19 protein-coding genes and 2 pseudogenes are annotated in these 24,908 nt (G+C 74.3%); 7 read left to right on the top strand and 14 right to left on the bottom strand.

What is annotated here, in order from left to right:
* The first annotated feature begins 231 nt into the window (after nucleotides 1-231).
* Nucleotides 232-1,254, top strand: coding sequence for a lactonase family protein (locus tag IPT68_RS04730; protein ID WP_189697309.1), 1,023 nt, complete (start codon nucleotides 232-234; stop codon nucleotides 1,252-1,254).
* A gap of 352 nt (nucleotides 1,255-1,606) precedes the next feature.
* On the opposite strand, the gene IPT68_RS04725 is transcribed toward IPT68_RS04730, so the two are convergent.
* The 4 genes from IPT68_RS04725 to IPT68_RS04710 all read right to left on the bottom strand — a co-directional run bounded on the left by IPT68_RS04725 (nucleotide 1,607) and on the right by IPT68_RS04710 (nucleotide 5,599).
* The gene (locus IPT68_RS04725; RefSeq protein ID WP_189697310.1) at nucleotides 1,607-2,530 is read right to left on the bottom strand and encodes a sirohydrochlorin chelatase; all 924 of its coding nucleotides are present in this window, start codon (nucleotides 2,528-2,530) and stop codon (nucleotides 1,607-1,609) included.
* 166 nt (nucleotides 2,531-2,696) lie between these two features.
* On the bottom strand, nucleotides 2,697-3,704 hold the full coding sequence (locus IPT68_RS04720) for an N-acetylglucosamine kinase (protein ID WP_189697311.1): 1,008 nt from the start codon (nucleotides 3,702-3,704) through the stop codon (nucleotides 2,697-2,699).
* On the bottom strand, nucleotides 3,701-4,378 hold the full coding sequence (locus IPT68_RS04715) for a uracil-DNA glycosylase (RefSeq protein WP_189697312.1): 678 nt from the start codon (nucleotides 4,376-4,378) through the stop codon (nucleotides 3,701-3,703). Before IPT68_RS04715 ends, IPT68_RS04720 begins: the two co-directional genes overlap by 4 nt.
* 78 nt (nucleotides 4,379-4,456) lie before the next feature.
* Nucleotides 4,457-5,599, bottom strand: coding sequence for a WD40/YVTN/BNR-like repeat-containing protein (locus tag IPT68_RS04710; protein WP_189697313.1), 1,143 nt, complete (start codon nucleotides 5,597-5,599; stop codon nucleotides 4,457-4,459).
* A 203-nt stretch (nucleotides 5,600-5,802) separates the two neighbouring features.
* On the opposite strand from IPT68_RS04710, the gene IPT68_RS04705 reads away from it, so the two are divergent.
* Entirely contained in the window at nucleotides 5,803-6,387 is a 585-nt protein-coding gene (locus IPT68_RS04705; protein ID WP_189697314.1) for an Rv1733c family protein, read from the top strand.
* Nucleotides 6,388-6,859: 472 nt separating this feature from the next.
* Here the strand turns inward: IPT68_RS04705 and IPT68_RS04700 are convergent, their stop codons facing one another.
* Nucleotides 6,860-8,548 (bottom strand): DNA alkylation response protein, encoded by a 1,689-nt coding sequence (locus IPT68_RS04700; protein WP_189697315.1) that lies wholly within the window; start codon nucleotides 8,546-8,548, stop codon nucleotides 6,860-6,862.
* A 75-nt stretch (nucleotides 8,549-8,623) separates the two neighbouring features.
* Between IPT68_RS04700 and IPT68_RS04695 the strand changes: the two genes are divergently transcribed.
* The 4 genes from IPT68_RS04695 (at nucleotide 8,624) to IPT68_RS04680 (ending at nucleotide 15,809) form a co-directional block, all read left to right on the top strand.
* Nucleotides 8,624-9,370 (top strand): PaaX family transcriptional regulator C-terminal domain-containing protein, encoded by a 747-nt coding sequence (locus IPT68_RS04695; RefSeq protein WP_189697316.1) that lies wholly within the window; start codon nucleotides 8,624-8,626, stop codon nucleotides 9,368-9,370.
* Nucleotides 9,371-9,792: 422 nt separating this feature from the next.
* Nucleotides 9,793-10,290, top strand: a complete 498-nt coding sequence (locus tag IPT68_RS33840; protein WP_228040265.1) for a hypothetical protein — start codon at nucleotides 9,793-9,795, stop codon at nucleotides 10,288-10,290.
* A gap of 60 nt (nucleotides 10,291-10,350) precedes the next feature.
* A complete protein-coding gene (locus IPT68_RS04685) occupies nucleotides 10,351-14,868 on the top strand; it encodes a cation-translocating P-type ATPase (protein WP_189697317.1) in 4,518 nt (1,505 codons plus the stop codon).
* A 566-nt stretch (nucleotides 14,869-15,434) separates the two neighbouring features.
* Nucleotides 15,435-15,809, top strand: coding sequence for an ArsR/SmtB family transcription factor (locus IPT68_RS04680; RefSeq protein ID WP_189697421.1), 375 nt, complete (start codon nucleotides 15,435-15,437; stop codon nucleotides 15,807-15,809).
* Here IPT68_RS04680 and IPT68_RS04675 read toward each other — a convergent pair.
* The 4 genes and pseudogenes from IPT68_RS04675 to IPT68_RS04660 all read right to left on the bottom strand — a co-directional run.
* A pseudogene (locus IPT68_RS04675) lies at nucleotides 15,720-16,322 on the bottom strand (solute carrier family 23 protein); the annotation flags it as partial. The gene IPT68_RS04680 and the pseudogene IPT68_RS04675 sit on opposite strands and share 90 nt — an antisense overlap.
* 55 nt (nucleotides 16,323-16,377) lie before the next feature.
* A pseudogene (locus IPT68_RS04670) lies at nucleotides 16,378-16,587 on the bottom strand (solute carrier family 23 protein); the annotation flags it as partial.
* 161 nt (nucleotides 16,588-16,748) lie between these two features.
* Complete coding sequence (locus IPT68_RS04665) at nucleotides 16,749-18,089, bottom strand: FAD-dependent oxidoreductase (protein WP_189697318.1); 1,341 nt, start codon at nucleotides 18,087-18,089, stop codon at nucleotides 16,749-16,751.
* Between the two features lie 395 nt (nucleotides 18,090-18,484).
* Nucleotides 18,485-19,111 (bottom strand): DUF305 domain-containing protein, encoded by a 627-nt coding sequence (locus IPT68_RS04660; RefSeq protein ID WP_228040263.1) that lies wholly within the window; start codon nucleotides 19,109-19,111, stop codon nucleotides 18,485-18,487.
* 117 nt (nucleotides 19,112-19,228) lie between these two features.
* Between IPT68_RS04660 and IPT68_RS04655 the strand changes: the two genes are divergently transcribed.
* On the top strand, nucleotides 19,229-20,743 hold the full coding sequence (locus IPT68_RS04655; protein ID WP_189697320.1) for an LVIVD repeat-containing protein: 1,515 nt from the start codon (nucleotides 19,229-19,231) through the stop codon (nucleotides 20,741-20,743).
* Here the strand turns inward: IPT68_RS04655 and IPT68_RS04650 are convergent.
* The 5 genes from IPT68_RS04650 to IPT68_RS04630 form a co-directional block, all read right to left on the bottom strand.
* Nucleotides 20,719-21,522 carry a TetR/AcrR family transcriptional regulator gene (locus IPT68_RS04650; RefSeq protein WP_189697321.1) on the bottom strand — a complete coding sequence of 268 codons (804 nt, stop codon included), beginning with the start codon at nucleotides 21,520-21,522 and terminating at the stop codon, nucleotides 20,719-20,721. The genes IPT68_RS04655 and IPT68_RS04650 overlap by 25 nt on opposite strands.
* 179 nt (nucleotides 21,523-21,701) lie before the next feature.
* Entirely contained in the window at nucleotides 21,702-22,391 is a 690-nt protein-coding gene (locus IPT68_RS04645; RefSeq protein WP_189697322.1) for an HAD family hydrolase, read from the bottom strand.
* 133 nt (nucleotides 22,392-22,524) lie between these two features.
* On the bottom strand, nucleotides 22,525-23,196 hold the full coding sequence (locus IPT68_RS04640) for a phosphatase PAP2 family protein (protein WP_189697323.1): 672 nt from the start codon (nucleotides 23,194-23,196) through the stop codon (nucleotides 22,525-22,527).
* Nucleotides 23,197-23,314: 118 nt separating this feature from the next.
* The gene (locus tag IPT68_RS04635) at nucleotides 23,315-24,256 is read right to left on the bottom strand and encodes a M56 family metallopeptidase (RefSeq protein WP_189697324.1); all 942 of its coding nucleotides are present in this window, start codon (nucleotides 24,254-24,256) and stop codon (nucleotides 23,315-23,317) included.
* Between the two features lie 104 nt (nucleotides 24,257-24,360).
* A complete protein-coding gene (locus IPT68_RS04630) occupies nucleotides 24,361-24,903 on the bottom strand; it encodes a DUF5134 domain-containing protein (protein ID WP_189697325.1) in 543 nt (180 codons plus the stop codon).
* Between the last annotated feature and the right edge of the window lie 5 nt (nucleotides 24,904-24,908).

Genomic DNA, 24,908 nt, shown 5'->3' with positions numbered 1-24,908 from the left:
GGCCCGGCGGACAAGCCCTCGTCCCACGGCCCGATCAGGCGGGCACCCGTCGCGTGGTCCGGCCGGGCGGGCACCCGTCGTGTGGTCCGGCCGGGCGGGCACTCGTTCCGTGGTCCGGCCGGGCGGGCACCCGTCGAGCGGCCGGCCTGCCCATCACCCCTCTTGGTCTAGACCGCGCGTGATCAACTGCTAGCGTCGGCTGCGACACCCGACAACCGAGAGGGGACAGCGGTGGCAGACGGCGGGCGGGCGTTCATCGGGTCGTTCACGGCGGCCGGCGGCCCCGGGGTGGTGACGGCGGCGGTGGACCCGGCGAGCGGCGCGCTGACGGTGCTGGGCAGCCTGAACGGCGTGCCCGACCCCTCGTACCTCGCTCTCTCACCCGGCGGCGACACCCTCTACGCGATCAGTGAGACGGCCGACGGCGCGGTTGCGGCGTACCGCGTCACCGGCGCCGTGCCCGAACCGGCGGGCCGTTCCGTTCCCGTCGGCGGGAACGGGCCGACCCACCTCAGCGTCTTCGCGGGCCACGTCCTGACCGCCAACTACGGCTCCGGCAGCGTCACCGCCGTCCCGCTGCGCCCCGACGGCACCCTCGCCGCCGCCCCGTCCGGCGTGTTCCGGCACACCGGCTCCGGCCCGCACACCCCCCGCCAGCAGGGGCCGCACGCCCATCAGGTGCAGCCCGATCCGAGCGGCCGCTGGGTGGTCAGCGTCGACCTGGGCACGGACTCCGTGCGCGTGTGCACGCTGGAGGACGGCGGTCTCGTCCTGCACCGGGAAACCGCCCTGCGCCCCGGCTCCGGCCCCCGCCACCTGGCGTTCCACCCGCGCGGCGGCCACGCCTACGTGGTGAACGAACTCGCCCCGACCGTCACCGTCTGCCGCTGGGACGCCTCGGACGGCTCGCTGAAGCCGCTCACCGAGACCTCGGTGCTGCCCGGCGGCCCGACCGGGGACGCCTACCCCTCGGGTGTCGTCGTCTCGCCCGACGGCCGCTTCGTGTGGACCGCGACACGGGGGGAGGACGTGCTGTCGGTGTTCGCCGTCGAAGGGGAGGGGCTGCGGCTGACCGGGACGGTGGCGTGCGGCGGCCGCTGGCCGCGGGCGATCGCGCAGTCGGGCGGATTCCTGTACGTGGCCAACGAGCGCTCCGGCGATGTCACGTGGTTCGCGCTCGACCCGGACACAGGGCTGCCGCGTCGGGCCGGCGCGATCGCGGTGGCGGCGGCGTCCTGCGTGGTGTTCGGCTGACCTGCCACCGCAGAGGGGGGATCACGGCCGAGGGGGGAACGGGCAGGGCGGGTGCCGGTGGTCGCGGCGATGGCTGACGGTCGCGACCAGGGTCGGCGGGGCGCGGTGCATGGCTGGAAGTCGCGACCAGGGCCGGCGGGCGCGGTGCATGGCCGGCGGTCGCGCGACCTGGGCCGGTGGGGCAGCGAATGGCCGACGGTCGCGACCTGGGCCGGTGGGGCAGTGAACGGCCGGCGGTGGTCCCGGACGCCGGTGGTCCACCGTTCAGGACGGCCGAGGGCGGCCGGTGCCGCAGAGCCCGAGGGCCCGCTCCGGCATGCGGGCGGGCCCTCGGCCGGGCGACTGTCCAGGGTCAGCGCACCGGCGTACCCTGCGGCTGCTGCGGGGCGATGCCCAGCGCCGTCGTGTACTTGGCCAGCGCGAGCTTGCCGATCGCCGGGTAGGGGCCGAGCGCCTCGGAGGCCGGGCAGTCCGCCTCCTTCGCGGCCTCCTCGATCAGGCCCGGGTCGATCTCGGGGCCGATCAGGTACGGGGCGAGCGCCAGCTGCTGCGAGCCCGAGGAGCGCAGCTGCTCGGCGACGGACGCGATCGAGCCCTCCTGGTCGAGGGCCGCCGCCATCACCGGCACGGCGAGCCGCGCGGCGAGCAGCATGCCCGTGATCCCGGCCGCCTGCACGGCCTCCTCGCCGCCCACGGAGGCCAGGATGATGCCGTCCGCGGCGGTCGCCACGGTGAACAGCCGCGCCCGGTCGGCGCGGGCCAGACCCGCCTCCGACAGCCGCACGTGCAGGGCCTCGGCGAGCAGCGGGTGCGGGCCGAGCACGTCGGTCAGCTCGGCGGCGACCCGGCTGTCCATCACGGCCTGGCGGACCTGACGCAGCAGCGCGCTGTCCGGACCGGCCAGCAGCGGCACCACCACGGCGACCGGGCCGTCGGGCTCCTTGACGTCCATCCCCGCGGCCAGCGCCTGCTCGTAGCGGGCCGTGCGCTCCTCGGCGGCGTGCGCGAGCACGGCCTGCAGCGTGGGGAACTCCGAGCCGTCCCCGTCGACGTAGCCGATGCGGGCGTCGAGGCCGGGGAGCTCGGAGCGGGCGATGCTCACGACCTCCTCGGCGAGACCGCGCGCGGTGGCGCTGGGCGTGCCGGGGACCGCGAGGACGAGCGCGGGCGCGCCCTCGGGAGCCGCCAGCGGCTCGGGTCGGCGGTGCCGCCCGGGCTGGCGGGGTCGCGGCATTCGTACTGGCAGGCCGGACGCGGGCCCAGTGGGGGAGCTCATGGCGCCGCATGTTACTGGCTTACTGGGCTCCCCTGTTTGGGGAGGGTGCAGGTGAGCGGTATCCGTCCGGTTTTGTCTGATGAGTTACGTGCGGATCGGAAGTGATCAGCGGGTTTCCGTACGGTGAACGACGATCGGTGGGAACGAACGGGGACAAGACGGAGAATCAGTCCCCTTGTGTGCTCACCACGTACAGCATCTTCTCGTCACGTGGCAGGGTGAGCGTCCCGGCAGCCAGCTCGGTCGCGATCCGCACCGAGCCGTGCAGCGGATCGCCCTCGGCCGGCACCCGGTGTGCGTGCGGCAGCCGTGTGGCCAGTTCCTCGGTGAGCGGTACGAGGAGCGGGGCGCCCAGCTTGAACAGGCCGCCTGTGAGAGCCACTTGGGCCTCGTCCTCCGTCGGGCAGACGGCGGCCGCGGAGTCGGCCATGTGCCGGGCGGCCGCGCGCAGGACGGCCACCGCGACCGGATCGCCCTCGTCGGCGCAGGCCGCCACCCGGGGCGCGAAGGAGGCGAGCACGGCGGGCCGGTCCGGGCGCGGGTACAGCCGGCCGGGCAACCCCTGGATCGGGCCGAACAACTCCTCGGCGCACTCAAGCAGTCGGGCCGAGCCGCCCTCCCGGCCGTCGTGCGCGCGCAGCGCGGCCTCCAGCCCGGCCCGCCCGATCCAGGCACCGCCGCCGCAGTCGCCGAGCAGATGTCCCCAGCCGTCCGCCCGCCGCCACCTGGTCAGGTCCGTGCCGACGGCGATCAGTCCCGTCCCCGCGGCGACCACGGCACCGGGCCGTGACCCCAGTGCCCCCGCGTACGCGGTGACCGCGTCGGCGGCGAGGGCCACCGTCCGGATGCCGCACTCCCGGCGCAGGGCACCGGGAAGCTCGGCACGCAACTGTTCACCGAGCGTGCTGAAACCGGCGGCACCGACGGCGGCGGTGCCAAGCGCCGGGACTCCGGTCTCCTCGGCCAATTCACGTACTAGCGGAACCAGTTGCTCCATCAGGTGCCCCGCGTCGATCCCCCGGGCACCCGTGCGCACCGGCACCCCCGACTCCCGCACGTCGAGCGGCCCCCGCCGCACGTCCCCGACGACGACCCGCAGCCCGGAGCCCCCGGAGTCGACGGCGAGAAAACCGCCGGCGCCCGTGGGACCGGGGCCGTTTCCGTCGTCCGTCACGGCAGACGCCAGTCCACCGGTTGACCCCCCTGGCGCATGAGCAGGTCGTTGGCGCGGCTGAACGGGCGGGACCCGAAGAAGCCGCGGTCGGCCGACATGGGGGAGGGGTGCGCGGACTCGACCGACGGGAGGTCGCCGAGCAGGGGGCGCAGGTTGCGGGCGTCGCGGCCCCAGAGGATGGACACCAGCGGCTTGCCGCGCGCCGCCAGTGCCCGTATCGCCTGCTCGGTGACCTCCTCCCAGCCCTTGCCCCGGTGGGCGCCCGGACGCCGCGGGGCCGTGGTGAGCGCTCTGTTGAGCAGCAGCACGCCCTGCTGGGTCCACGGCGTGAGGTCGCCGCTGGACGGCTGGGGCAGTCCCAGGTCGGTGTTCAGCTCCCGGAAGATGTTGATCAGACTGCCGGGCAGCGGGCGCACATCCGGTGCGACGGAGAAGGACAGCCCCACCGCGTGCCCCGGAGTCGGGTACGGGTCCTGCCCGACGATCAGAACGCGTACGTCGTCGAAGGGCTGCTTGAAGGCCCGAAGGACATTCGGCCCGGCCGGGAGATAGGTGCGTCCCGCGGCGATCTCCGCGCGCAGGAAGTCACCCATCTCCGCGATCCGCCCGGCCACGGGTTCCAGGGCCTGCGCCCAGCCCGCTTCGACGATTTCATGCAAGGGTCGTGGTGCCACGGCGTCACCCTACTGCCGTACGGGCAGCGGCGATCAACCAGTGGCCGAGGCGGGACGACCGCCTTCCCCCCGTCCGCCTCATCCCACCACCGCGGCCCGAACGCACAGCACGTCCGGCAGATGCGCCGCCAACTGCCGCCAGCTGTCGCCGTCGTCGGCGGAGGCGTACACCTCGCCGTTGCGGTTGCCGAAGTACACGCCCGCCGGGTCGGCGTCGTCCGTGCACATCGCGTCCCGCAACACCGTGCCGTAGTGGTCCTCCTGGGGCAGGCCCGCCGTCAGCGGCTCCCAGGACTTGCCCGCGTCGGCCGTACGGAACACCCGGCAGCGTCGGCCGGCGGGCACCCGGTCGGAGTCGGCGCTGATCGGGAAGACGTACGCCGTGTCCCCGCGGCGCGGATGGGTCACGGCGGCGAAACCGAACGTCGACGGCAGGCCCTCACCGATGTCGGTCCAGTGCGCGCCCGCGTCGTCGCTGCGGTACACACCCCAGTGGTTCTGCAGATACAGCCGGTCCGGCGTCGCCGCGTCCCGTGCGATCTTGTGCACGCACTGGCCGAACTCGGGGTTGGGGTCCGGCAGGAACACCGCGGAGACGCCGGAGTTGGACGGCGTCCAGCTCCCGCCGCCGTCGGTCGTACGGAACACGCCGGCCGCCGACACCGCGACCGTCACGGCCCGCGGATCGCGCTTGTCGGTGATCACGGTGTGCAGGCCCTCGCCCCCGCCGCCCGGCTGCCACTGCGAGCGCGTCGGGTGCTCCCACAGCGGACGGACCAGCTCGAACGTCTCTCCCCTGTCCTCCGAGCGGTACAGCGCCGCCGGTTCCGTGCCCGCGTAGACCACGTCCGGCTCGGCGGCCGCCGGGTGCAGCTGCCACACGCGCTCCAGCGAAGCGCCCGTCTCCTTGGGGAACTTGACGGCCGGCTGCGCCGGTTCGGTCCAGGTGCGTCCCAGGTCGTCGGAGTGGAACACCGACGGCCCCCAGTGCGCGCTGTCGCCGCCGGCCAGCAGCCGCGGGGTGCCGGCGCGGGTGTCGATGGCGACCGAGTACACGGCCTGTGCGTTGAAGTAGGGGCCTTCGTCGAACTCCCAGGCGCCACCGCGCCTGCGCCCGATGAACAGGCCTTTGCGCGTGCCCACGGCGAGCAGTACTTCGGTCATGCCGATCACCTCCGCGACGTCTTTGTCCCAGACACCGGCCAGTCTGCACCCCACCACTGACAGTCACCCCGGCTTGGGGCTTCGTCGCAGGTCAGGGCGGTGTCGTCGCATCCGCGAGGAATTCGCGCCGAGCCGTCCGCGCGGCGACCTGCGCGCTCGGCGAACGTCATCGTCGTCGACTCGACCTGAGCATCGGCGAGCCGTCCGCCGTATGGGAGGGCGGTCGGGGATGTCCGTCGCTCAGAAGGAGGAAGCCCTCGATGGCGTTCCGGGGTCCGAAGGTGTGGCTGTGGCGCTGGCGGCGCAACCCGCTCAGGCGCCGCTCCGACAGGGTGGAGGCCTGGGTCCTGCTCGGTGCCTGGGCACTCGCCGCTCTGGTCGGGGTGCTCGCCGGGGCGACGGTGAGCCGGACCGTCGAAGGGCAGCTGGCCCGGGAGCGCGTCGAGTGGCGCACGGTCGAGGCGCGGCTGACCGAGCCGGTGCCCGGACCGTCCCCAGCGAGGTCCGGCGCGCCGAGCACCGAGCGGGTGTGGGCCGAGGTGCGCTGGCCCGCGCCGGACGGCTCCGACCGTTCCGGCCAGGCGCGGGTCAGGCCCGGCAGCCCCGCCGGCACGCCGGTCACCGTCTGGACGGACCGGCAGGGCCGCCTCGTGACCGAGCCCACCAGCCCGTCCGAGGCCCGCGTACGAGCCGACCTGACCGGCACGCTCGCGGGCGTCGGCGCAGCCGCCGTGCCGCTCGCCGGCGCCCGCCTCCTGCGCGGCCGACTGGAACGCGGGCGCCTGGACCAGTGGGAGGCCGACTGGGCCCGCTTCGACGCGCTGTGGCGGCGCCAGACCGGCTGAACGGCGAGCGCGCCGACCGGATCCGGCGGGCCGGAGTCCGCCGGGGCCTGGTCCGATGGGCTGTGCCGGCGTCATGCGGGCCGAGCGACATGTGCGTTCGCCGGATCGACCGGGGCGGAGTCCGCCGGGGCCTGGTCCGATGGGCTGTGCCGGCGTCATGCGGGCCGAGCGACATGCGCGTTCGCCGGATCGACCGGGGCGGACTCCGCCGGGGCCTGGTCCGACGCGTTGTGGCGGCGTCAGGGCGGGCCGAGTGACACGGGTGTTCGCCGGATCGGGCGGGGGGAGTCCGCCGCGGCTTGGTCCACGGTGCTGGGGCGGCGTCAGACGTGCTGGAAGAAAGGCGCACCTGCCGGCCTGGACAGGGCGGAGTCCGCCCCGGTCGATCCGGCGGGGTCAGGCGGGCTGAGAGGGCGCCCGCCGACAGTCAGGGCGGTGGCCGCCGCGGCCCGTCCGGCGCACTGTGGCGGCGTCAGGCAAGCTGCGCCGCGGCCGTGTTCGACGGATCAGGCGCGGGCAGTGCCCTTTCCAGGATCGCGTCGACTCCCGCCCCGTCGGGCAGGGTGCCGAAGGCGTGTCCCCAGTCGCCGCCCAGCCGGGTCGCGCAGAACGCGTCGGCGACCGCGGGCGGAGCGTGCCGGACCAGCAGCGACCCCTGAAGGGTCAGCGCCATCCACTCCACCAGCCGGCGTGCCCCCGACTGCGAGCCCTCCGCGAGCATGCCCTTGAGCCGCGTCACGGCCGCGTCCAGCCGGGCGTCCGAGCCCTGCGCCAGCGCCAGTTCGGCGAACAGCGCCTCCGCCGTGTCCGGCTCGCGGCTCAACGCGCGCAGCACGTCGAGGGCGTTGACGTTCCCGGAGCCCTCCCAAATGGACAGCAGCGGCGCCTCGCGGTAATGGCGGGGCATGCCCGAGTCCTCCACGTAGCCGTTGCCGCCCAGGCACTCGAGGGCCTCCGCGGTGAAGGCCGGGCCGCGCTTGGTGACCCAGTACTTGCCCACGGCCGTGGCGATCCGGCGGAACGCGGCCTCGCCCGTGTCCCCGCGCACCGCCCGGTCGGCCGCGCCCGCCAGGCGCAGGGTGAGCGTCGTGGCGGCCTCCGACTCCAGGGCCAGGTCGGCCAGCACGTTGCGCATCAGCGGCTGGTCCACCAGCCGTGCCCCGAACGCGCTGCGGTGCCGCGCGTGGTGTCCCGCCTCCACCAGCGTCCTGCGCATCAGCGTCGCCGAGGCCATCACGCAGTCCAGGCGGGTGCAGTTGACCATCTCGATGATCGTCTTGACGCCCTGTCCCTCGGGTCCGACCAGCCAGGCGACGGTCCCGTCGAACTCCGGCTCCGAGGAGGCGTTCGAACGGTTGCCGAGCTTGTCCTTCAGCCGCTGGATGCGGAAGGCGTTGCGGCTGCCGTCGGGCAGCACGCGCGGCACCAGGAAGCAGGACAGCCCGTCGGGAGCCTGTGCCAGCACCAGGAACACGTCGCACATCGGGGCGGACGTGAACCACTTGTGCCCGCGCAGGGTGTACACGCCGGGCTCGGCGGTGGGCGTCGCGGTCGTGGTGTTCGTACGGACGTCCGAGCCGCCCTGCTTCTCGGTCATCCCCATGCCGGCCAGCAGACCGCTCTTCCGAGTCGGAACACCGAGTTCCGGGTCGTACTCGCGGCTGGTCAGCAACGGTTCGTAGACCTTCGCGAGGTCCGGCTCGCGGCGCAGCGCGGGGACGGCGGCGTAGGTCATCGACGTCGGGCAGCCGTGTCCGGCCTCGGCGTGCCCCCACACCAGCCCGCCCGCCGTGCGCGCGACGTGGGCCCCCGGCCGGTCGTCGGCCCACGGGGCGCCCGCCAGGCCCTCGGCCACCGCGACGCGCATCAGATGGTGCCAGCTCGGGTGGAAGTCGACCTCGTCGATCCGGTTGCCGTAGCGGTCGTGGGTGCGCAGCACCGGCTCGTGCCGGTTGGCCAGCTCACCCCACTCCTGCGCCTCCGCGCTGCCGGCCTGCCGACCGAGTCGCCGCACGTCCTCCTCGGCCCACCCGGCGCCCTCGCGCCGCAGCCCCTCCAGCAGGGCCCGGTCGTCGGACGCGTCGTACGGGGCCAGGGCAGGGGGCTGGTTGAAGACGACGTGGGTGTCGCCGCCGGGTGCGCCATCGTGTGTCGAGACCATGGGGCGAGTGTTGCACCGTCGATACGACCGCAGCAATACTGCAACGCGAGAAGGGGCCCCGTAGGGTACGTGCCCATGCGCATCGACGAGACCACGCGGCCCGGCGGCGCCGCACTGCGCCCGCTGTCGGCCCGGTCCGTCGTGCTGAGCGTGCTGCTCGGCGCCCACCCGCCCGAGCTGGCGGTGCGGGACCTCGCCCGCGTCGTGGAGCCGTTCGGTGTCGGCGGCTCCACCCTGCGGGCCGCGCTCAGCCGGATGACGGCCGCCGGGGACCTGCTGCGCACGGACACCGGCTACCGGATCGGCGACCGGCTGCTGGAGCGCCAACGCCGGCAGGACGACGCCCTGCATCCAGGTGAGCGCGCGTGGGACGGGGACTGGGAGATGGCCGTGATCACCGCGATCGGCCGCGGGCCCGCCGAACGCGCCGACCTCCGCTCCCGGCTGACCGTCCTGCGGCTCGCCGAGCTCCGCGAGGGCGTCTGGCTGCGCCCCGCCAACCTGCGCCGGCCGTTGCCGGACGACCTGGGAGCCGTACTCCAGTCCTTCACGGCCCGGCCCGCGCAGCCGGCACGCGACCTGGCGGCGGAGCTGTGGCCGCTCGGCGACTGGGCCGCCACGGCCCGCGCGCTGCTCGACCGGGCCGCACGCGCGGAGCGCCCCGCCGAACGGCTGACCGTCTTCGCGGCCGTCGTGCGCCACCTGCTCGCCGACCCCGTCCTGCCGCCGGCCCTCCTGCCCGCCGGCTGGCCGGGTCCCGCGCTGCGCACCGCGTACGCCGCCTACCAGCGGGAGTTGACGAGGGCCGTGCGGCGGACATGACGCGGGACGTGCGAAGCGTCCCGCCGCAGACGCTCCGCAGGGCCGCACTCCCCGTTGGGCACGTGTGCCGCACTTCCCGAGAGGAGGGCACCTGTGCCGCGCTCACCGTGGGGAGATCACCTGTCGGTGATGTCCGAGGTGGCGTACTTGCCGTAGGTGCCGTCCGGGCCCGAGGCGTTCGTCGTCGGCTCGTCGCCGTCGTCGTGCCGGGTGGGTCGTGGAAAGCGGCCGGAAGGTGCCGTGGGGGTGCGGAGGTGCCCGTTTGCCGGAGCATCCGCGGGGTTTGCGCGTCCCCGCGGCGCGAGCTCCCGTAGGCTCTATTTGTCTGGATTGTCGGAGTTTCCCTCATTCGTGCGGGTGACACGTCGTACCGAGGGAACCCGTCGGGGTGAGACATGGATCTGCCAGGGAGCGTGAGCGTCATGGAACGGCAGAAGACCTCGCCCGAGCTCCCGGCACCACTGCGCGCACCCGTGACGGCGCTGCGCAAGGTGCCCGGGGCCGGAATGGTGACCAAGGCGGCCGGCGGTGCGCTTGACGCGGTCGGCGCCGTGTCGCCGCGTGGCCGCCGCGTGGCCGTGTACACCGGGGCCGGGATTCTCGGAGTCGCGGGCGTGGTGGAGTGGCCCGTCGCCCTGACGATGGCGGGCGTGGCGTGGCTGACCCAGCCGAAGCCCCGGCACGAGGGCAACGGAGCGGCCACCACGACGACCACGACGCCGGGCGGTGCCGAGGCGACAGCCGTCAAGTCGCCCACCACCCGGCGTACGGCGACCAGCAGTGGGAAGTCGGCGCCCGCAAGCCGGCGCACGACGTCGACGAGCAGGCGTACGACGTCCGGCGCCGGGAAGTCGACAGCGGCCGGCGCACGGAGTGCGTCCAGCAGCGGTCGGCGCAAGGCGACCACCAGCGGCGCATAGGGAACGGCGGGCCGGAGACCGGTCGTCCGGCCCGCCCGACACACAAGCAAAGGGCGTGAAATGGGGCTTTGGTTGCTGACGGGCTCATCGGCGGTCGTCACCGACATCGTCATGGCCGGGCCGCGCCTGCTGGTACGCGGCACCGCGCCGGCGGTCGGGGCGGCCGCCGGCGCCGTGGCCGGGACCGCGCGCGCCGGAGTGCGCAGCGCGGAGGCCATGGTGCGGGTGTCGCGGGTGGCCCGTGGGGCGCTGCCCGGCGGGGGGCGCCACTGGAGGGCCGGCAGCCGGGTGCATCTGGCGCTGCAGGCGGCTCCCGAGGTGCGGGAGGCGGAGCGAGTGGCTCCCGAGGCGGAGCGGGCGGCTCCCGAGCTGAAGGAGGCGGCGGAGCAGGCGGCTCCCGAGTCCGGGGAGGCGGCGGAGCGTGCGGCTGCCGAGCCGGGGGAACAAGCGGCGCCTGCGCCGGGGGAAGCGGAGCAGGCGGCTGCCGAGCCGGGGGAGGCGGAGCGGGCGGAGCGGACGCGCCGGGCCGCAGCCACCGCGCGGGCGGCGCGGCGCGTCGCCGAGGCCCTCGCCGAGCACCCGGACGTCGCCTACGCGTACTGGGACGGCGGGCTGGCCCGGCTGGTGGTCGTCGCCGGCGAGGCGGCCTTGACCGACCGGGTGCTGGAGCGGGCGAACGAACTCGCCGACCAGCACCGACTGGTGCCCGCGGACTTCCCGGTCGAGGAGTTCGCGCACCCCGGTGACCCGGCCGAGGTGCGGGCCGTGTCGGCGGCCATGGTGGCCGACGCCGCGGGCATCGTCGCCGCGGTCGCCGGGTCCATGCTGCGGCTGCCGGCCTCGCCCCGGTTCGTGACCGCGGGCGTGACCCTGTTGCGTGAGAACCCCCGGTTCCGCGGCTGGATGCGGTCCCGGTTCGGCCGTTCCCGTACCGACCTGATCCTCGCGGTCGCCAACGCGGCCGCCCACGGCGCCGGGCAGACCCCGACGTCCCTGGTGCTGGACGGTATCCTGCGCTCCCTCCAGCTCGCGGAGGCGCTGGCGCGCGGGGCCGCCTTCGACTGGGTGCACGACCAGGTGTGCCGGCCCGAACGCGACGACGTGGCGGCCCACCGCTTCCCGCGCCCGCCGCTGCGTCCCGCGCCCGCCCAGGAGTACGCCGTCCACGCCGAGACCGGCAGCGTGCTGGGCGCCGCCGCGACGCTGCTGGTCAAGCACAGTGGCGCCGAGGCGGCCGAAGCGGTCCTCGCCGGCTCCCCGAAGGCCGCCCGCTACGGCCCCGCCGCCTTCCACGCGGTGCTGGGCTGCGCGCTGGCCCGCACGGGCGTGCTGGTGCGCGACATGGACCGGCTGCGCCAGCTGGAGACGGCCCGAACGGTCTTCCTGCATCCGAGCGCCCTGCACAGTGCGGACGGCAGCGCGGACCCGATGGCCGAGGCCGTCCTCGACGCGGCGCGGCGCGCCGGGCTGCGGGTCGTGGTGGTCGCGGACCCCGCGCTCGGCGAGTTCACCGCCCTGGCGGACCACATCGTCGCCGCGGACCGGGCGCCCGGCGAGGTGGTGGCAGGGCTGCGGGATCGCGGCGGTGTCATCACGGTGGCCCGGCCCTCCTCCTCCGACGACACCGAAGCGCTGTCAGGGCTGCTCGCCGGGGACGTGGCCGTCGCGCTGGCCGACGGCGACGCGGCCGTCGCCTGGGGCTCCGACCTGGTCGCGCCGGGCGGACTGGCCGACGTGTGGCGGCTGCTCCGGGCGGTGCCCGCGGCCCGCGGAGTCGGCCGGCGCTCCCAGGTGCTGGCGCGGTCCGGCGCCGCCCTGTCCGGACTGCTGGTCGCCGTCGGCGAGGCCGGGCGCGGCACCGGCATCCCGCTCGTCGGCCTGCGGCACGCGCCCGTCGACATCGGCGCCGCGCTCGCCCTGCTGAGCGGCGCGCGGTCGGCCGTCGGCGTCGCCGTGGCGCGGGCGCCGCACCCGCGGCCACGGGTGCCCTGGCACGCCCTCAAGGTGAGCGACGTACGCGAACGGCTGGAACGCCGGACGGACGAGGAGACGACGGCCGTCGTCGCGGCCACCGGCCGGGTCCGCAAGGCGGCGCGTTCGGCCGTGCACGCCCCCGGGATGGCCCCGGTCCGCTGGACGCTCGAACTCGGACGCGCCGTACGCGGCGAACTGGACGATCCGCTCACGCCCGTGCTGGCGGTCGGCTCGGCCGCGTCCGCGATCCTCGGCTCCATGGTGGACGCCCTGCTGGTCGTCGGCGCCCTCGACCTGAACGCCCTGGTCGGCGGTGTGCAACGGCTGCGCGCCGAAAGGGCGTTGGCCGGACTGGTCGCCGAGCAGAAACAGAAGGCCCGCGTCACCAACGGTGACGCGACCGGTGCGCGCACCGTGGACGCCACCCGGCTCCACCCCGGAGACGTGATCGAGCTCAAGGCCGACGACGTCGTACCGGCCGACGCGCGCCTGCTGTGGGAGGACGGCCTGGAGGTGGACGAGTCGGCGCTGACCGGTGAGTCGCTGCCCGTCGACAAGCAGACGGAGCCCACGCCCCGCGCCTCCGTCGCCGACCGCCGCTGCATGGTGTTCGAGGGCACCACCGTCGTCGCCGGACAGGCGCGGGCCGTGGTCGTGGAGACCGGCGAGCGCACCGAGGCGGCCCGCGCCGTCCACCTCGCCGCCCGCAAGCCCCCGGCCGCGGGCGTCCAGGCCCGGTTGCAGGAACTCACCAGCAGGGCACTGCCGTTGACGATGGCGGGCGGCGCCGCGGTGACCAGCCTGTCGCTGCTGCGCGGCACGCCGATCCGGGAGGCCGTCAGCGGTGGCGTGGCGGTGGCGGTGGCCGCGGTTCCCGAGGGCCTGCCGCTGGTCGCCACGGTGGCCCAGTTGGCGGCCGCCCGCCGGCTGAGCCGGCGGGGTGTCCTGGTGCGGGCGCCGCGCACGCTGGAGGCGCTCGGCCGGATGGACACGGTCTGCTTCGACAAGACCGGCACCCTCACGGAGAACAAGCTGCGCCTGGTGCGCGTGGCCGACGCCGACGGCGAGACCCGTCCGCCCGACGATGCCAAGGACACCGTGACCATGAAGGTCGCGGTGCGCGCCTGCCCGCAGCCCGAGGAGGGCCCCGACACGCCGGTGCACGCCACCGACGAGGCCGTCCTGGACGCGGCCGGGCGCGACCCCGAGTGGGTGCAGACCGAGGGCCGGCCGTTCGAGGCGGGCCGTGGATATGCCGGTGCGGTGGGCCACGCGGGCGACGGCAGGCGGATGTTCGTCGTCAAGGGCGCGCCGGAGACCGTGCTGCCGGCCTGCCGTGACGTCCCCGACCACGCTCACGACCAGGCGCACGAGCTGGCTGCCGAGGGCCTGCGGGTGCTGGCGGTCGCGCAACGGCCGCTGGCCGAGGGGGAGAAGGACGCGCAGGTTGGTGAAGAGCCCTTGGAGGGACTGGAGTTCCTCGGCCTGCTCGCGCTGGCGGACGTGCCGCGCGAGACGTCCACCGCACTCGTGCACGGGCTGCGCGACGCGGGCGCACGACCGGTCATGCTCACCGGTGACCACCCGCAGACCGCGCGCGCGATCGCCCTTCAGCTGGGCTGGCCGGAGGACACCACCGTGGTCACCGGCGAGGAGATCGCCGCCGCCGACCGTTCGGAGCGCGCCCGGATGCTGCACGACGTGGGCGTGGTCGCCCGTGTCGCGCCGGAGCAGAAGCTCCAGGTCGTCGAGGCGCTGATGGAGTCCGGCCGGGTGGTCGGCATGGTGGGCGACGGGGCCAACGACGCGGCCGCCATCCGCGCCGCCGACGTGGGGGTGGGCATCAGCGCCCGCGGTTCGGCCGCCGCCCGCAACGCCGCCGACCTGGTGCTCACCAACGGCGACATGACGGTCCTGGTCGAGGCTGTCTCCGAGGGACGAGCCCTGTGGCGCAGCGTCGCGGACGCCGTCGCCATCCTGATCGGCGGCAACGCGGGCGAGGTCGGCTTCGGGATCGTCGGCAGCCTGCTCGGTGGCGCGGCGCCGATGTCGACCCGTCAGATGCTGCTGGTGAACCTGTTCACGGACCTGTTCCCGGCGATGGCGGTGGCGGTCACGCCGCAGAAGGACGTGGGCGAGGAGACGAACGCGGGCAGCGAGCCGATGGGTACGTCGCTGCTGGGCGCGCCGCTGATGCGGCAGATCCGGCACCGGGCGATGACCACCTGCCTGGGCGCGGTCGTGGCCTGGCTGATCGGCCGCTTCACTCCCGGGACGGCGCGCCGCACCACCACGATGGCCCTGTGCGCGGTCGTCGGCACCCAGCTCGCCCAGACCCTCGCCGACCGCCGTGGGAGCCCCCTGGTCCGCCTGACGGTCCTCGGCTCCGCCGTGGCCCTGGTCGCCGTGGTCGAGACCCCGGGCGTGAGCCAGGCCCTCGGCTGCACCCCGCTCGGCCCGGTCGCCTGGGCGGGCGTCGTCGCGGCCATCGCCCTGGCGGTCACGGGACAGCGGGCACTGCCGCACATCGAGCGGGCGGTCGTGCGGCTGGGCGAGGGCGCACCGGAGGGCCTCAAGACGGCTCTGGCACGCGTCGGCCGGTGAGTCGGGCGCGGGAGCGTCTGTGGCGAGCCAAGGCGACTCGCGCGCACGTCGCTTGGCGAGTTGGGCCCCGGAGTACCTGTGCAGGGTCCAACGCGGCCTTCGCGCACGTCGGTCGGTGAGTCGGGTGCAGCAGTGTCCGCGGGTCAAGACGGCTCTCGCGGCCGTCGGTCGGCGAGTCGGGCTCGGGAGTCCCTGTGCGGCTCAGGACGGTCCTCGGGCGCGTCGGCCCCCGGGACGGGCGTGGGCCGAGCCCATGAGGCCCGGCGCGCCGACGATGCGTCAGACCGCCACCGTCAGCTCGCGCCGCAGCCGGCCGGATCGCCCACCTGGGCCGCCGCAGAAGCCCCGCTGCCCGGAGTGGTGCGGGCGCCGCTGCCCGCACCGGTTCACGCGGCCGGGACCGGCGTGGCCCGCCGCCCGCCCGTGCCGCCTCACACCGACCGGTGATACTGATCCGGCACCCGGACCTCGCCCCCCAGCTCGCGTGCCGCGTGCCTCGCCCACGACGGGTTGCGCAACAGCTCGCGGCCCAGCAGGACGGCGTCGGCCTCGCCGTTGATGATGATCTGACACCCGCCGCCCCGACCACCAGCACCCGTGCCCTGCCGCACCCGGCGCGCGAGGACATCCGGCTGGAAGGCGTGCTGCACGCGCTCTCCGACCCGATGCGGCTGCGCATCGTGCGCGAGCTCGTCGCCGGCGCCGGCGACGAGCTCTCCTGTTCGCACTTCGACCTGCCGGTCACCAAGTCCACGACCACGCACCACTTCCGGGTACTGCGCGAGAGCGGTGTGATCCGGCAGGTCTACCGCGGAACGGCCAAGATGAACGGCCTGCGCCGGGACGACCTGGACGATCTCTTTCCCGGACTCCTCGACAGCCTGCTCGCCGCCGCCGCCGCCGCCGACCGGCAGGCCGCCCGACTCGGCCTCACTGGCTGAACGGTCCCTGAGGGGAAGGTGGTTGAAGAGCAGGTTGAGTACGATCGCGGTGAGGCAGCCCGCGCTGATCCCGCTGTGCATGACGGTCTGGAACCAGTCCGGGAACCGGTCGTAGACCGTCGGCACCCCGACCGGCAGCGCGCCCACCGCCACCGACACGGCCACCACGGTGAGGTTGTGGTTGCCCCTGAAGCCGACCTCGGCCGGCGTCCTCAGGCCGCTCGCCGCGACCGTCCCGAACATCACCAGTCCCGCGCCGCCGAGCACCGGCGGCGGAATCGCCGCCACCACCGCGCCCAGCTTGGGCAGCAGCCCGAGCAGCACGAGCATGCCGCCCGCCGCCGCGACCACCCAGCGGCTGCGCACCCGGGTCATGCCGACCAGGCCGACGTTCTGCGCGTACGCCGTGTACGGGAAGGTGTTGAAGACGCCGCCGAGCACGGTCGACAGGCCGTCGGCCCACAGCCTGTCCGCCATCGGGTGCGGCTCGACCTTCCGCCTCGGCCGGCGTCCTCAGGCCGCTCGCCGCGACTGTCCCGAACATCACCAGTCCCGCGCCGCCGAGCACCGGCGGCGGAATCGCCGCCACCACCGCGCCCAGCTTGGGCAGCAGCCCGAGCAGCACGAGCATGCCGCCCGCCGCCGCGACCACCCAGCGGCTGCGCACCCGGGTCATGCCGACCAGGCCGACGTTCTGCGCGTACGCCGTGTACGGGAAGGTGTTGAAGACGCCGCCGAGCACGGTCGACAGGCCGTCGGCCCACAGCCTGTCCGCCATCGGGTGCGGCTCGACCTTCCGCCTGGTCATCGCGTCGAGCGGGAACGTCCGAACAGCCAGAGACCGTATGCGCCTTGAACGGTATGTTGATGTCCGGTGTGTTGCCTCCGTGTGTCACGGCCACCCGTCGCGGCGCGGCCACCCGTCGCGGCACGGCCGCGCTACGACGCGCCGCGCGCCGCCGCCCGCAGGGAGTCCCAGTCCGGCAGCTTGACCACACCACGCCCGAGCGAGGCGCCGAGCTCGGCCTCCGCCCGCTCGATGGCCCGCCACCCGGACCACTCCACCGGCTCCACCCCGGCGGCCCGCAGCGCCCCCAGCGGGTCGTCGGGAATCTCCTTGCGCACGAGTACGGCGGCGTCCTCGACCAGCGACAGCACCGTCTCCTTGGCGCACGGGCGGTTGGTGCCGATGACGCCCGTCGGGCCGCGCTTGATCCAGCCCGCCACGTACTCGCCCGGCGCGACGACACCGCCGCGCACCACGCGCCCGGCCAGATGCGGCACGGTGCCGGTCGCCGGATCGAACGGCAGCCCCTCCAGCGGCACTCCGCGGTAACCCACCGACCGCAGCACCAGCTGGGCCTCGATGTCCTCGTACCGGCCCGTCCCGGTCACCCCGCCCCGCCCGTCCGGCAGCGTCCGCTCGAACCGCACCGCGCCGACCCGCCCGTCGTCGGCCAGCACCTCCACCGGGCGCAGGAAGAACCGCAGCCGGATCCGGCGCGGCAGCCCCTTCGCCGGCTCGGCCGCCCAGCCGCGCAGCACCTCCACGTTGCGGCGCTGCACGGCCGGCAGCGCGGAGGGCTCGACGTACGCCGGGTCCAGCGCCAACTCGTCCGCGTCCACCTCCACTTCGGCGCCCGGTACGGTCCCCAGCTCCCGCAGCTCCTTGGTGGTGAAGCGGGCCTGTGAGGGGCCGCGCCGCCCCACCATGTGGATGGCGTTCACCCGGCTCGCCGTCAGCGCGCTCAGGGCCGCCTGCGGCATGTCGGTGCAGCTGAGCTCGGCCGCGCCGCGCGCCAGGATCCGGGTGACGTCCACGGCGACGTTCCCGACGCCGATGACCACGGCCGACCGCGCGCCGAGCACGAAACCGTCGGCCACGGCGTCCGGATGGGCGCTGTACCAGGACACGAACTCGGTCGCCGAGAAGCTGCCCGGCAGGTCCTCGCCGGGGATGCCGAGGTGGCGGTCGGTGGCGGCGCCCACGCAGTACACCACCGCGTGGTACAGCTCCCGCAGCTGGGCGGCCGGCACCCCGCCGGAGCCGATCTGCACACCGCCGAGGAAGCGCACCCGCTCGTGCTCCAGTACCGTGCGCAAATTGTTCTGCAGCGACTTGATCTTCTCGTGGTCGGGCGCCACCCCGTACCGCACCAGCCCGTAGGGGCAGGGCAGCCGGTCCAGCACGTCGACGAGCACGGTGGGGTCCTGCTGGACGAGGGTCTGGGCGCAGTAGACCCCGCTCGGTCCGGAGCCGACGACGGCGACACGCAGCACGGCGGAACTCCTTCGTCCGGTGGGCACCGGGGGCTCGTCCGGTGCGGCACAGGAGGTCGCTGATGGCTCCAGCATTGCACCGCAACCGCTCCGCTGACAGGGTGCCGGGCACGGAACGCCATGCGTGTCCCGCCATGTCCCACCGAATGGAGTGTGATCGCGCGCTCACGTTCCGTGTGTACCGGAGGGGTCCCTTTCCCGCCGTGCCGTCGCCGGCCGACCTGATCGCGCTCGTCCTGCGGGGACGTCGAAACAGAAGGGCGCCGACCCGGGTCCCCCTGGTGACGTGCGCGACCGGGCGCAGCCGCCACAGGCCGCTGCGGCTGTCGTGCGAGCCCGCGACGTCGGCCTGCTGACCCCGCGTCACGCCCGCCGCCGACCGGGCCGGTCGTCCCTCACAGCATCGTGCGCATCCGGCTGATCTCGCTCGTCTGCTGGGCGATCACGTCGTCGGCCATCTCCTCGACCCGGACGTTGTTCCCCTGCGCCTTCACCTCCGCGGCCATGGTGATCGCTCCCTCGTGGTGCGTGATCATCAGCGAGAGGAAGAGGCGGTCGAACGCCTTCCCCCGCGCCGCCTTCAGCTCGGCCAACTGCGCCTCGGTGGCCATGCCCGGCATCGTGGCATGGTCGTGACCACCGCCCTGCTCGGCCTCGCCGTGCTCCTTCAGCCAGCCGCGCATGACCTCGATCTCCGGTTGCTGCGCGGCCTCGATGCGCTCGGCGACCTTCTTCACCTGCGACGACTCGGCGCGATCGGGGACGAGTTGGGTCATGTCCAGCGCCTGTGAGTGGTGCTCGATCATCATGCGCGCGTAGTCGACGTCGGCGGAGTTGGGGGAGTCGTCGTCGGCGCGATGCCGAGCGGCGTCCTCGGCGGAAAGGGTCCGGTTGGCCTCGCCCGGCGCCCCCGGCACGATCACCGACGGGCCGCTCTTCCCGTTCGGTTCGGCGTCCGCGCCGGAGTCGCAGGCCGTGAGGCCGAGCACGGCCAGAGCGGTCAGGGGCACGGTCACGCGCATCGCCCGGACGAAAACCTGAGTGACATATCGGTTTCCCTCTATTGATCTGAGCATGGCGACGACGATACTGCGGGAGTCCGTGAACCGTTCCTGGCGAACGGAAGAAGGGAAGACGCAGTGACCCTGTCGAAAGATCCCCGCACCCGGCTCAGACGGCTGGGTGTCGTCAGCGCCGCGGCCGGCCTCCTGGCCGCCCTGCTGACGGCCCATCCGGCGATCGCGACCCCCGACCCGGGGGACGGCCCGCCCGCCGAGAAGGAGGTCTCCCGCAGCGCCCAGGCAGAGGTGCGCGAGGCGCTGGCGTCCGGGGAGATACCCGGCCAGGACGAGATCGTCCACTCCGCCAACGTCGAGCACCTCACCAACATCCCCAAGGACGCATTGCCAGGCACCAACTCGGACCTGGCCTTCCAGGGCCGGTACGCCTTCGCCGGCAACTACGACGGCTTCCGCATCTTCGACATCAGCAACCCCAGGGCGCCGAAGACGGTCGCCCAGGTGCTGTGCCCCGGCTCGCAGAACGACATCTCCGTCTCCGGCAACCTGCTGTTCCTGTCCACCGACTCCTCGCGCAGCGACAGCAGTTGCAACAGCACCACGCAGCCGGTGACCGAGAAGTCCTCCTGGGAGGGCATGAAGGTCTTCGACATCAGCGACAAGCGCAACCCGCGCTACGTCGCCGCCGTCGAGACCGCCTGCGGCTCGCACACCCACACGCTGCTGCCCGAGCGCCGCAACGTGTACATCTACGTCTCCTCGTACTCGCCCAACGCCGCCTACCCCGACTGCCAGCCGCCGCACGACGGCATCTCGGTCATCAAGGTGCCGCGGCACGCCCCCGAGAAGGCGGCGGTCGTCGGCTTCCCGGTGCTCTTCCCCGGCGAAGGCCCCGACGGCGGCGGCAACCCGGGCGGACCCACCAACCCGGGCGTCTCCAAGACCACCGGCTGCCACGACATCACGGTGCTGCCGTCGAAGGACCTGGCGGCGGGCGCCTGCATGGGTGACGGCATCCTGATGTCGGTCGCGGACCCGGAGCACCCGAAGGTCATCGACCGGGTGCAGGACAACGTCAACTTCGCGTTCTGGCACTCGGCGACGTTCAACCAGAAGGCGAACAAGGTCGTCTTCACCGACGAGCTGGGCGGTGGCGGCGCGGCCACCTGCAACGCGGAGATCGGCCCCAACCGGGGCGCCGACGGCATCTACGACATCGTCGGCCGGGGCGACGAGCGCAAGCTCGTCTTCCGCAGCTACTACAAGATCCCCCGGCACCAGGCGAACACCGAGAACTGCGTCGCCCACAACGGCTCGCTGATCCCGGTCCACGGCAGGGACATCATGGTCCAGGCCTGGTACCAGGGTGGCGTGTCGGTCTGGGACTTCACCAACTCCGCCAACCCCAAGGAGATCGCCTACTTCGAGCGCGGCCCGATCAGCACCGAGACGATCTCCACCGGCGGCTCCTGGTCGGCGTACTACTACAACGGCTACATCTACTCGAACGACATCGCCAAGGGCTTCGACGTGCTGAAGCTCAGTGACCGGCGCACGGACCCCGCGCGGTGGGTCGAGATGGACGAGCTGAACGTGCAGACGCAGCCGGACTACTTCGATTCCGACAGGGACTGATGGCCGGTGGGCGGCACGGGCGCGCCCCGCGTCCGGGCCGCTCCGCCGGTACCGGTCGGTTCGGACGCCCCGCTCGTTCCGGTGGGTCCGGCCGTTCCGGTGGGTCCGGCCGTCCCGGTCGCCCGGGCCGTTCCCGTGGCGAAGAACCGGGACACGTCCGTGTCACAGGTCCCGCCGGGCGCCTCGGCGTCCGGCGGGACACCCTGCTCCCAGTCGAGCCGGTAGCGCCGGAACAGCTCGGCGCGCAAGGGGGTGATCGGCATCCCCACGTTCGGCAGCACCATCGCGTAGACCGAGCCCATCAGCAGCGCGCGCAGCATGGGGTAGTCGGCCCCGATGTCGCCCGAGCCGTGCCGGGCGACGGTGTCCCGCAGCAGTTCGGCGAGCCGCTGCTGCTCGGGGCACTGCACGAACCCCTCGGTGTCCAGCAGCCCGGCCATGTGCTGGCGCATCAGCACGGTGCGGTCCCGGGCCAGCCCCAGGACGGCGTCGATGGCCCGCGCCATCCGCTCCCGGCCGTCCTCGGTGCGCGGCTCGCGCTCCAGAGCCTCCTCGAGCGTGCGGTGCATCAGCCGGTGCACCGCGGACTGGACCAACTGGCGCTTGCCAGGGAAGTAGTAGGACACCAGTCCCCGCGCCGACCCGGCCCGGTCCGCGATGTCCGCGAGCGTCGTCGCCTCGTACCCGCGCTCGCTCACCAGCTCGACCGCCGCCTGCAGAAGCCGCTCCCGGGAACGCCGCCGCAACTCTTCATTGACCGAGGCGCTACGGGGGGTCATGCTGTAACTCCTGCGTTGACTGGCTGCCAGCCAACTATACTCAGAACGTCGGTTCCGGCCCCTGAGCGGCCGCTGCCGGTGGTGCCGTCCTGCCCCGGGCGACGCGGGGGATCGTCCGGGGTGGGCGGTGATGTGGCGGGTCGGCGCACCCCGCCGGGCCGGGGGGACCCGTCCCGGGGTCAGCGCACCAGGTCGAGCACCGGGCGCAGCCCGTCCGGTCGGCGGTCGGCCGGCAGATGGTCCACGAAGTGCACCGCGCAGCCCAGCGCCGCCGCACCGCCGTCCGCCCGCCGGTCGTCGCCCACCATCAGCACCTCCCGCGGGTCCGCGCCGAGATCGGCGCAGGCGGCCGCGAACAGCCGCGGATCCGGCTTGTGCATGCGGTGCTCGTACGACAGGACGTACGTGTCCACGTACCGGTCGAGCCCGTGCGCGCGGAAGACCGGACGCAGGTCCCAGCCGATGTTGCTGACCACACCGACGCCGATCCCGCGCTCCCGCAGCGCGCCCAGCACCTCGGCGGCGTCCGGGTACGGCGTCCACGCGTCCGGCGACATGTGGCGCTCGTAGAGGGCGTCGTGCAGGCGGGGGTCGGGCAGCGGTACCCGGCGGGAGAGGCCGGTGAAGGCGGCCCGGTGCTCCTCCGGGGTCCGGTCGCGGACCTCCCACACCGCGGCGAGCTCCGCGGGGACGTGCTGCGGGGCCGCGCCGCCGGGCAGCGCGCCCGCCGCCTCCAGGGCCTGCGCGGTCTTGGTGAACTCCTGCTCGGACAGGACGACCCGGGCCTCGGCGAGTACCGCACGCAGCCAGGTCTCGGTGGACTCGACGCGGAAGAGGGTTCCGGAGAAGTCGAACAGAACGGCGGTCATGCGGTGATCCTAGGGGCCGCCGCTCGACGCCCCGTGCCGGGAACCGTGCGCGTGCTGTCCCGGACGCGCACGCGCACGCGAAGGACGCACGGGACGACGTACGCCGGGAGCCCTCGGAGCACCGCCGGCCCGGTCAGGGGTGCCGCCGTTTGTGGGCCGCCACCGCCAGGGCCACCACCGCCGCCCCGAGCAGCCAGCCGCCGACCACGTCCGTCGGCCAGTGCACGCCGAGCCACACGCGGGTCACGCCGACGCCGGCCACCGAGACCACGGCCACGGCGACGGCCGTGCGGAAGAGGGCTCGAGGGGCGCCGTGGTGGTGGAGCAGCCACAGCAGCAGGCCCAGGACGACCGTGGCGGTCATGGCGTGGCCGGACGGGAAGGCCGCGTAGTGGGCCGAGTCGACGGGGTCGGGCCAGTCGGGGCGCTCCCGGCCGACCACGGCCTTCATGGTCTGTTGCACACCGGTGCTCAGCGCCACCGTGACCACCAGCCACAGCGCCGTCCACCACGCCGCGTACCGCACCACCAGCCACAACACCACAGCGGTGCACAGGATGCGCATCGTGAGCGGGTCCCACACCCAGTCCGTGAGGATCCGGCACATCTGCGTGAGCCCGGAGTCCTCGACCGCCCGCCCGTGGGCGGCCCGTGAGATCTCGACGTCCAGGGCGATCACCGGGCCCCACTCGGCGGCGACCAGGACGAGGAGCAGCAGCGAGACCGACGCCAGCGCCATCGCCGCGCGGACGGCCGTGCGGAGGTCGGGCGGACGGGGCGGGGAGTCGACGGACGGGATGTGCATAGTGCGATCTTTGCCGACTCTTGGGGTCTTAAGCCAATGTCCGAGGGTGCTGAGGCGTGGGAAGGCTTGATATGAACGCCCGATTGCCGGGATCGGGCCCCGAGGTGTTGCCGCGCGGCTACGGTTGTCCCAGCGCCCGCAACGCCGGTACGAACGTCACCAGTACCGGCACCACCGGCACCAGGGCCGCCGTCGCCGTCAGGCGCAGGCGGCGGGCCGCGGTCAGGCGGGCCGGGGGAGTGAGCAGGCGGTGCACCCGCTGCGGCACGTGCGCGTGCCCGGCCGGGCCCGGACCGAACACGCCTCGGTCCTCGTTGAGTTCCACCAGTGCGAGGGCGGTGGTCAGCCGGCCGAAGCGGCGGGAGGCCGCGTCGTCCGCCGCGAGTTCCACCAGCCGGTGCATCTCGTCGCGGAACGCGGCGAACACCGGCACCTGGGGGAACCCGCCCGCCAGCGCGGCCGAGCAGTGCAGCAGCCAGTGGTGCCGGGCCCGCGCGTGGCCCTGCTCGTGCGCGAGGACGGCGTCCAGCTGCCGCCCTTTCAGCCGGCGCAACGCGGCGGTGGTGACGACGAGCCGGGGCGCCGCGCCGGGCAGCCACCAGGCGTCCGGCCGCTCACCCTCCAGGACGACGAGCCGTCCGCCGGCGGGTTCCTCGCCGGGCAACAGCGGCGCGCGAACGAGCAGTTCGGCCCGCTGTCGCCGCCGCAGCGCACGGGCCCGTACGACCTCCCGGACCAGCATCGCCGCGCTCCACACCGCGCCGCACGCGAGCGACACCGCGGTCGCCGCCGCCCACGGGACGGCCGCACCCAGCGCGTACGCCTCGACGACCGCACTCGGCGCCGGCGCGAACACGTGCCCACGCACCGCCTGCCAGGCCGCCGCCGCGCTGAGCGTCATCGACAGCGCGCAGCACAGCAGGACGCCCGCCACCACGCACTGCCACACCCACAGGGCCACCACCGGTTCGCGGTCCGGCCAGTCGGCCCGGGCGAGCAGCCGCGGGGCCAGGACGGCGGTCAGGGCGCCGAGCAGCAGCAGGGCCGCGGGGACCATCATGGGGACACCCTATGAGCGGCAGGCTACTCAGGGGTACGACTCCTTCCGTCAAGTGACGCAGACCACGGCCGCGCTCACGACGGCGCGGCGCACGGGGTGGGTTCTCACAGCGTGAGGAGCATCGCGACCATGGCGATGCTCATCGACAGGCGGCAGGCCCGCGCCAGTTCCGGCCGGTCGCCCCATCCGGCGGGATGCGGGCCGCCCGCCACGGCGGGCACCGGGACGAGCCGGGCCCCGCCCAGCAGGACGTACCCGGTGAAGTAGAGCAGCAGGGCGCCGGTCACCGGCGGGAGTCCGGAGCCGCCGTGACCGTGCCCCGGTGCGGCGGCCATCGCCCACGCCATGTAGACCATGGCCGAGGCGCCCACCAGGTGGTGCAGGTGGTGCCCGCCGGTGCGCGCCGCCCACAGGGCGCGCAGCCCCGCCGCGCCGAAGACGACCGCGTAGACGGGCCAGGCCCACTGCGGCGGGGTGTAGACCGCCGCCGGAACGGCCATCGCGGCCATGCCGAAGCCCATCAGCGCCTCGTCCCCGGCGGTACGGCGCTGCTCCTCGACACCGCTGCGCAGGCGCAGCAGACAGTAGGCGCCGGTCGCCGCGCACAGCGCGACCAGCAGCCATCCCGACGTGGCCGGTCCGTGCATCCGCA

Source organism: Streptomyces chromofuscus, assembly GCF_015160875.1.
In the GTDB taxonomy this organism is placed as follows: Bacteria; Actinomycetota; Actinomycetes; order Streptomycetales; family Streptomycetaceae; genus Streptomyces; species Streptomyces chromofuscus.
The sequence above is the reverse complement of the archived record's forward strand: the minus strand, read 5'-3'. Positions and strand labels throughout refer to the sequence as shown.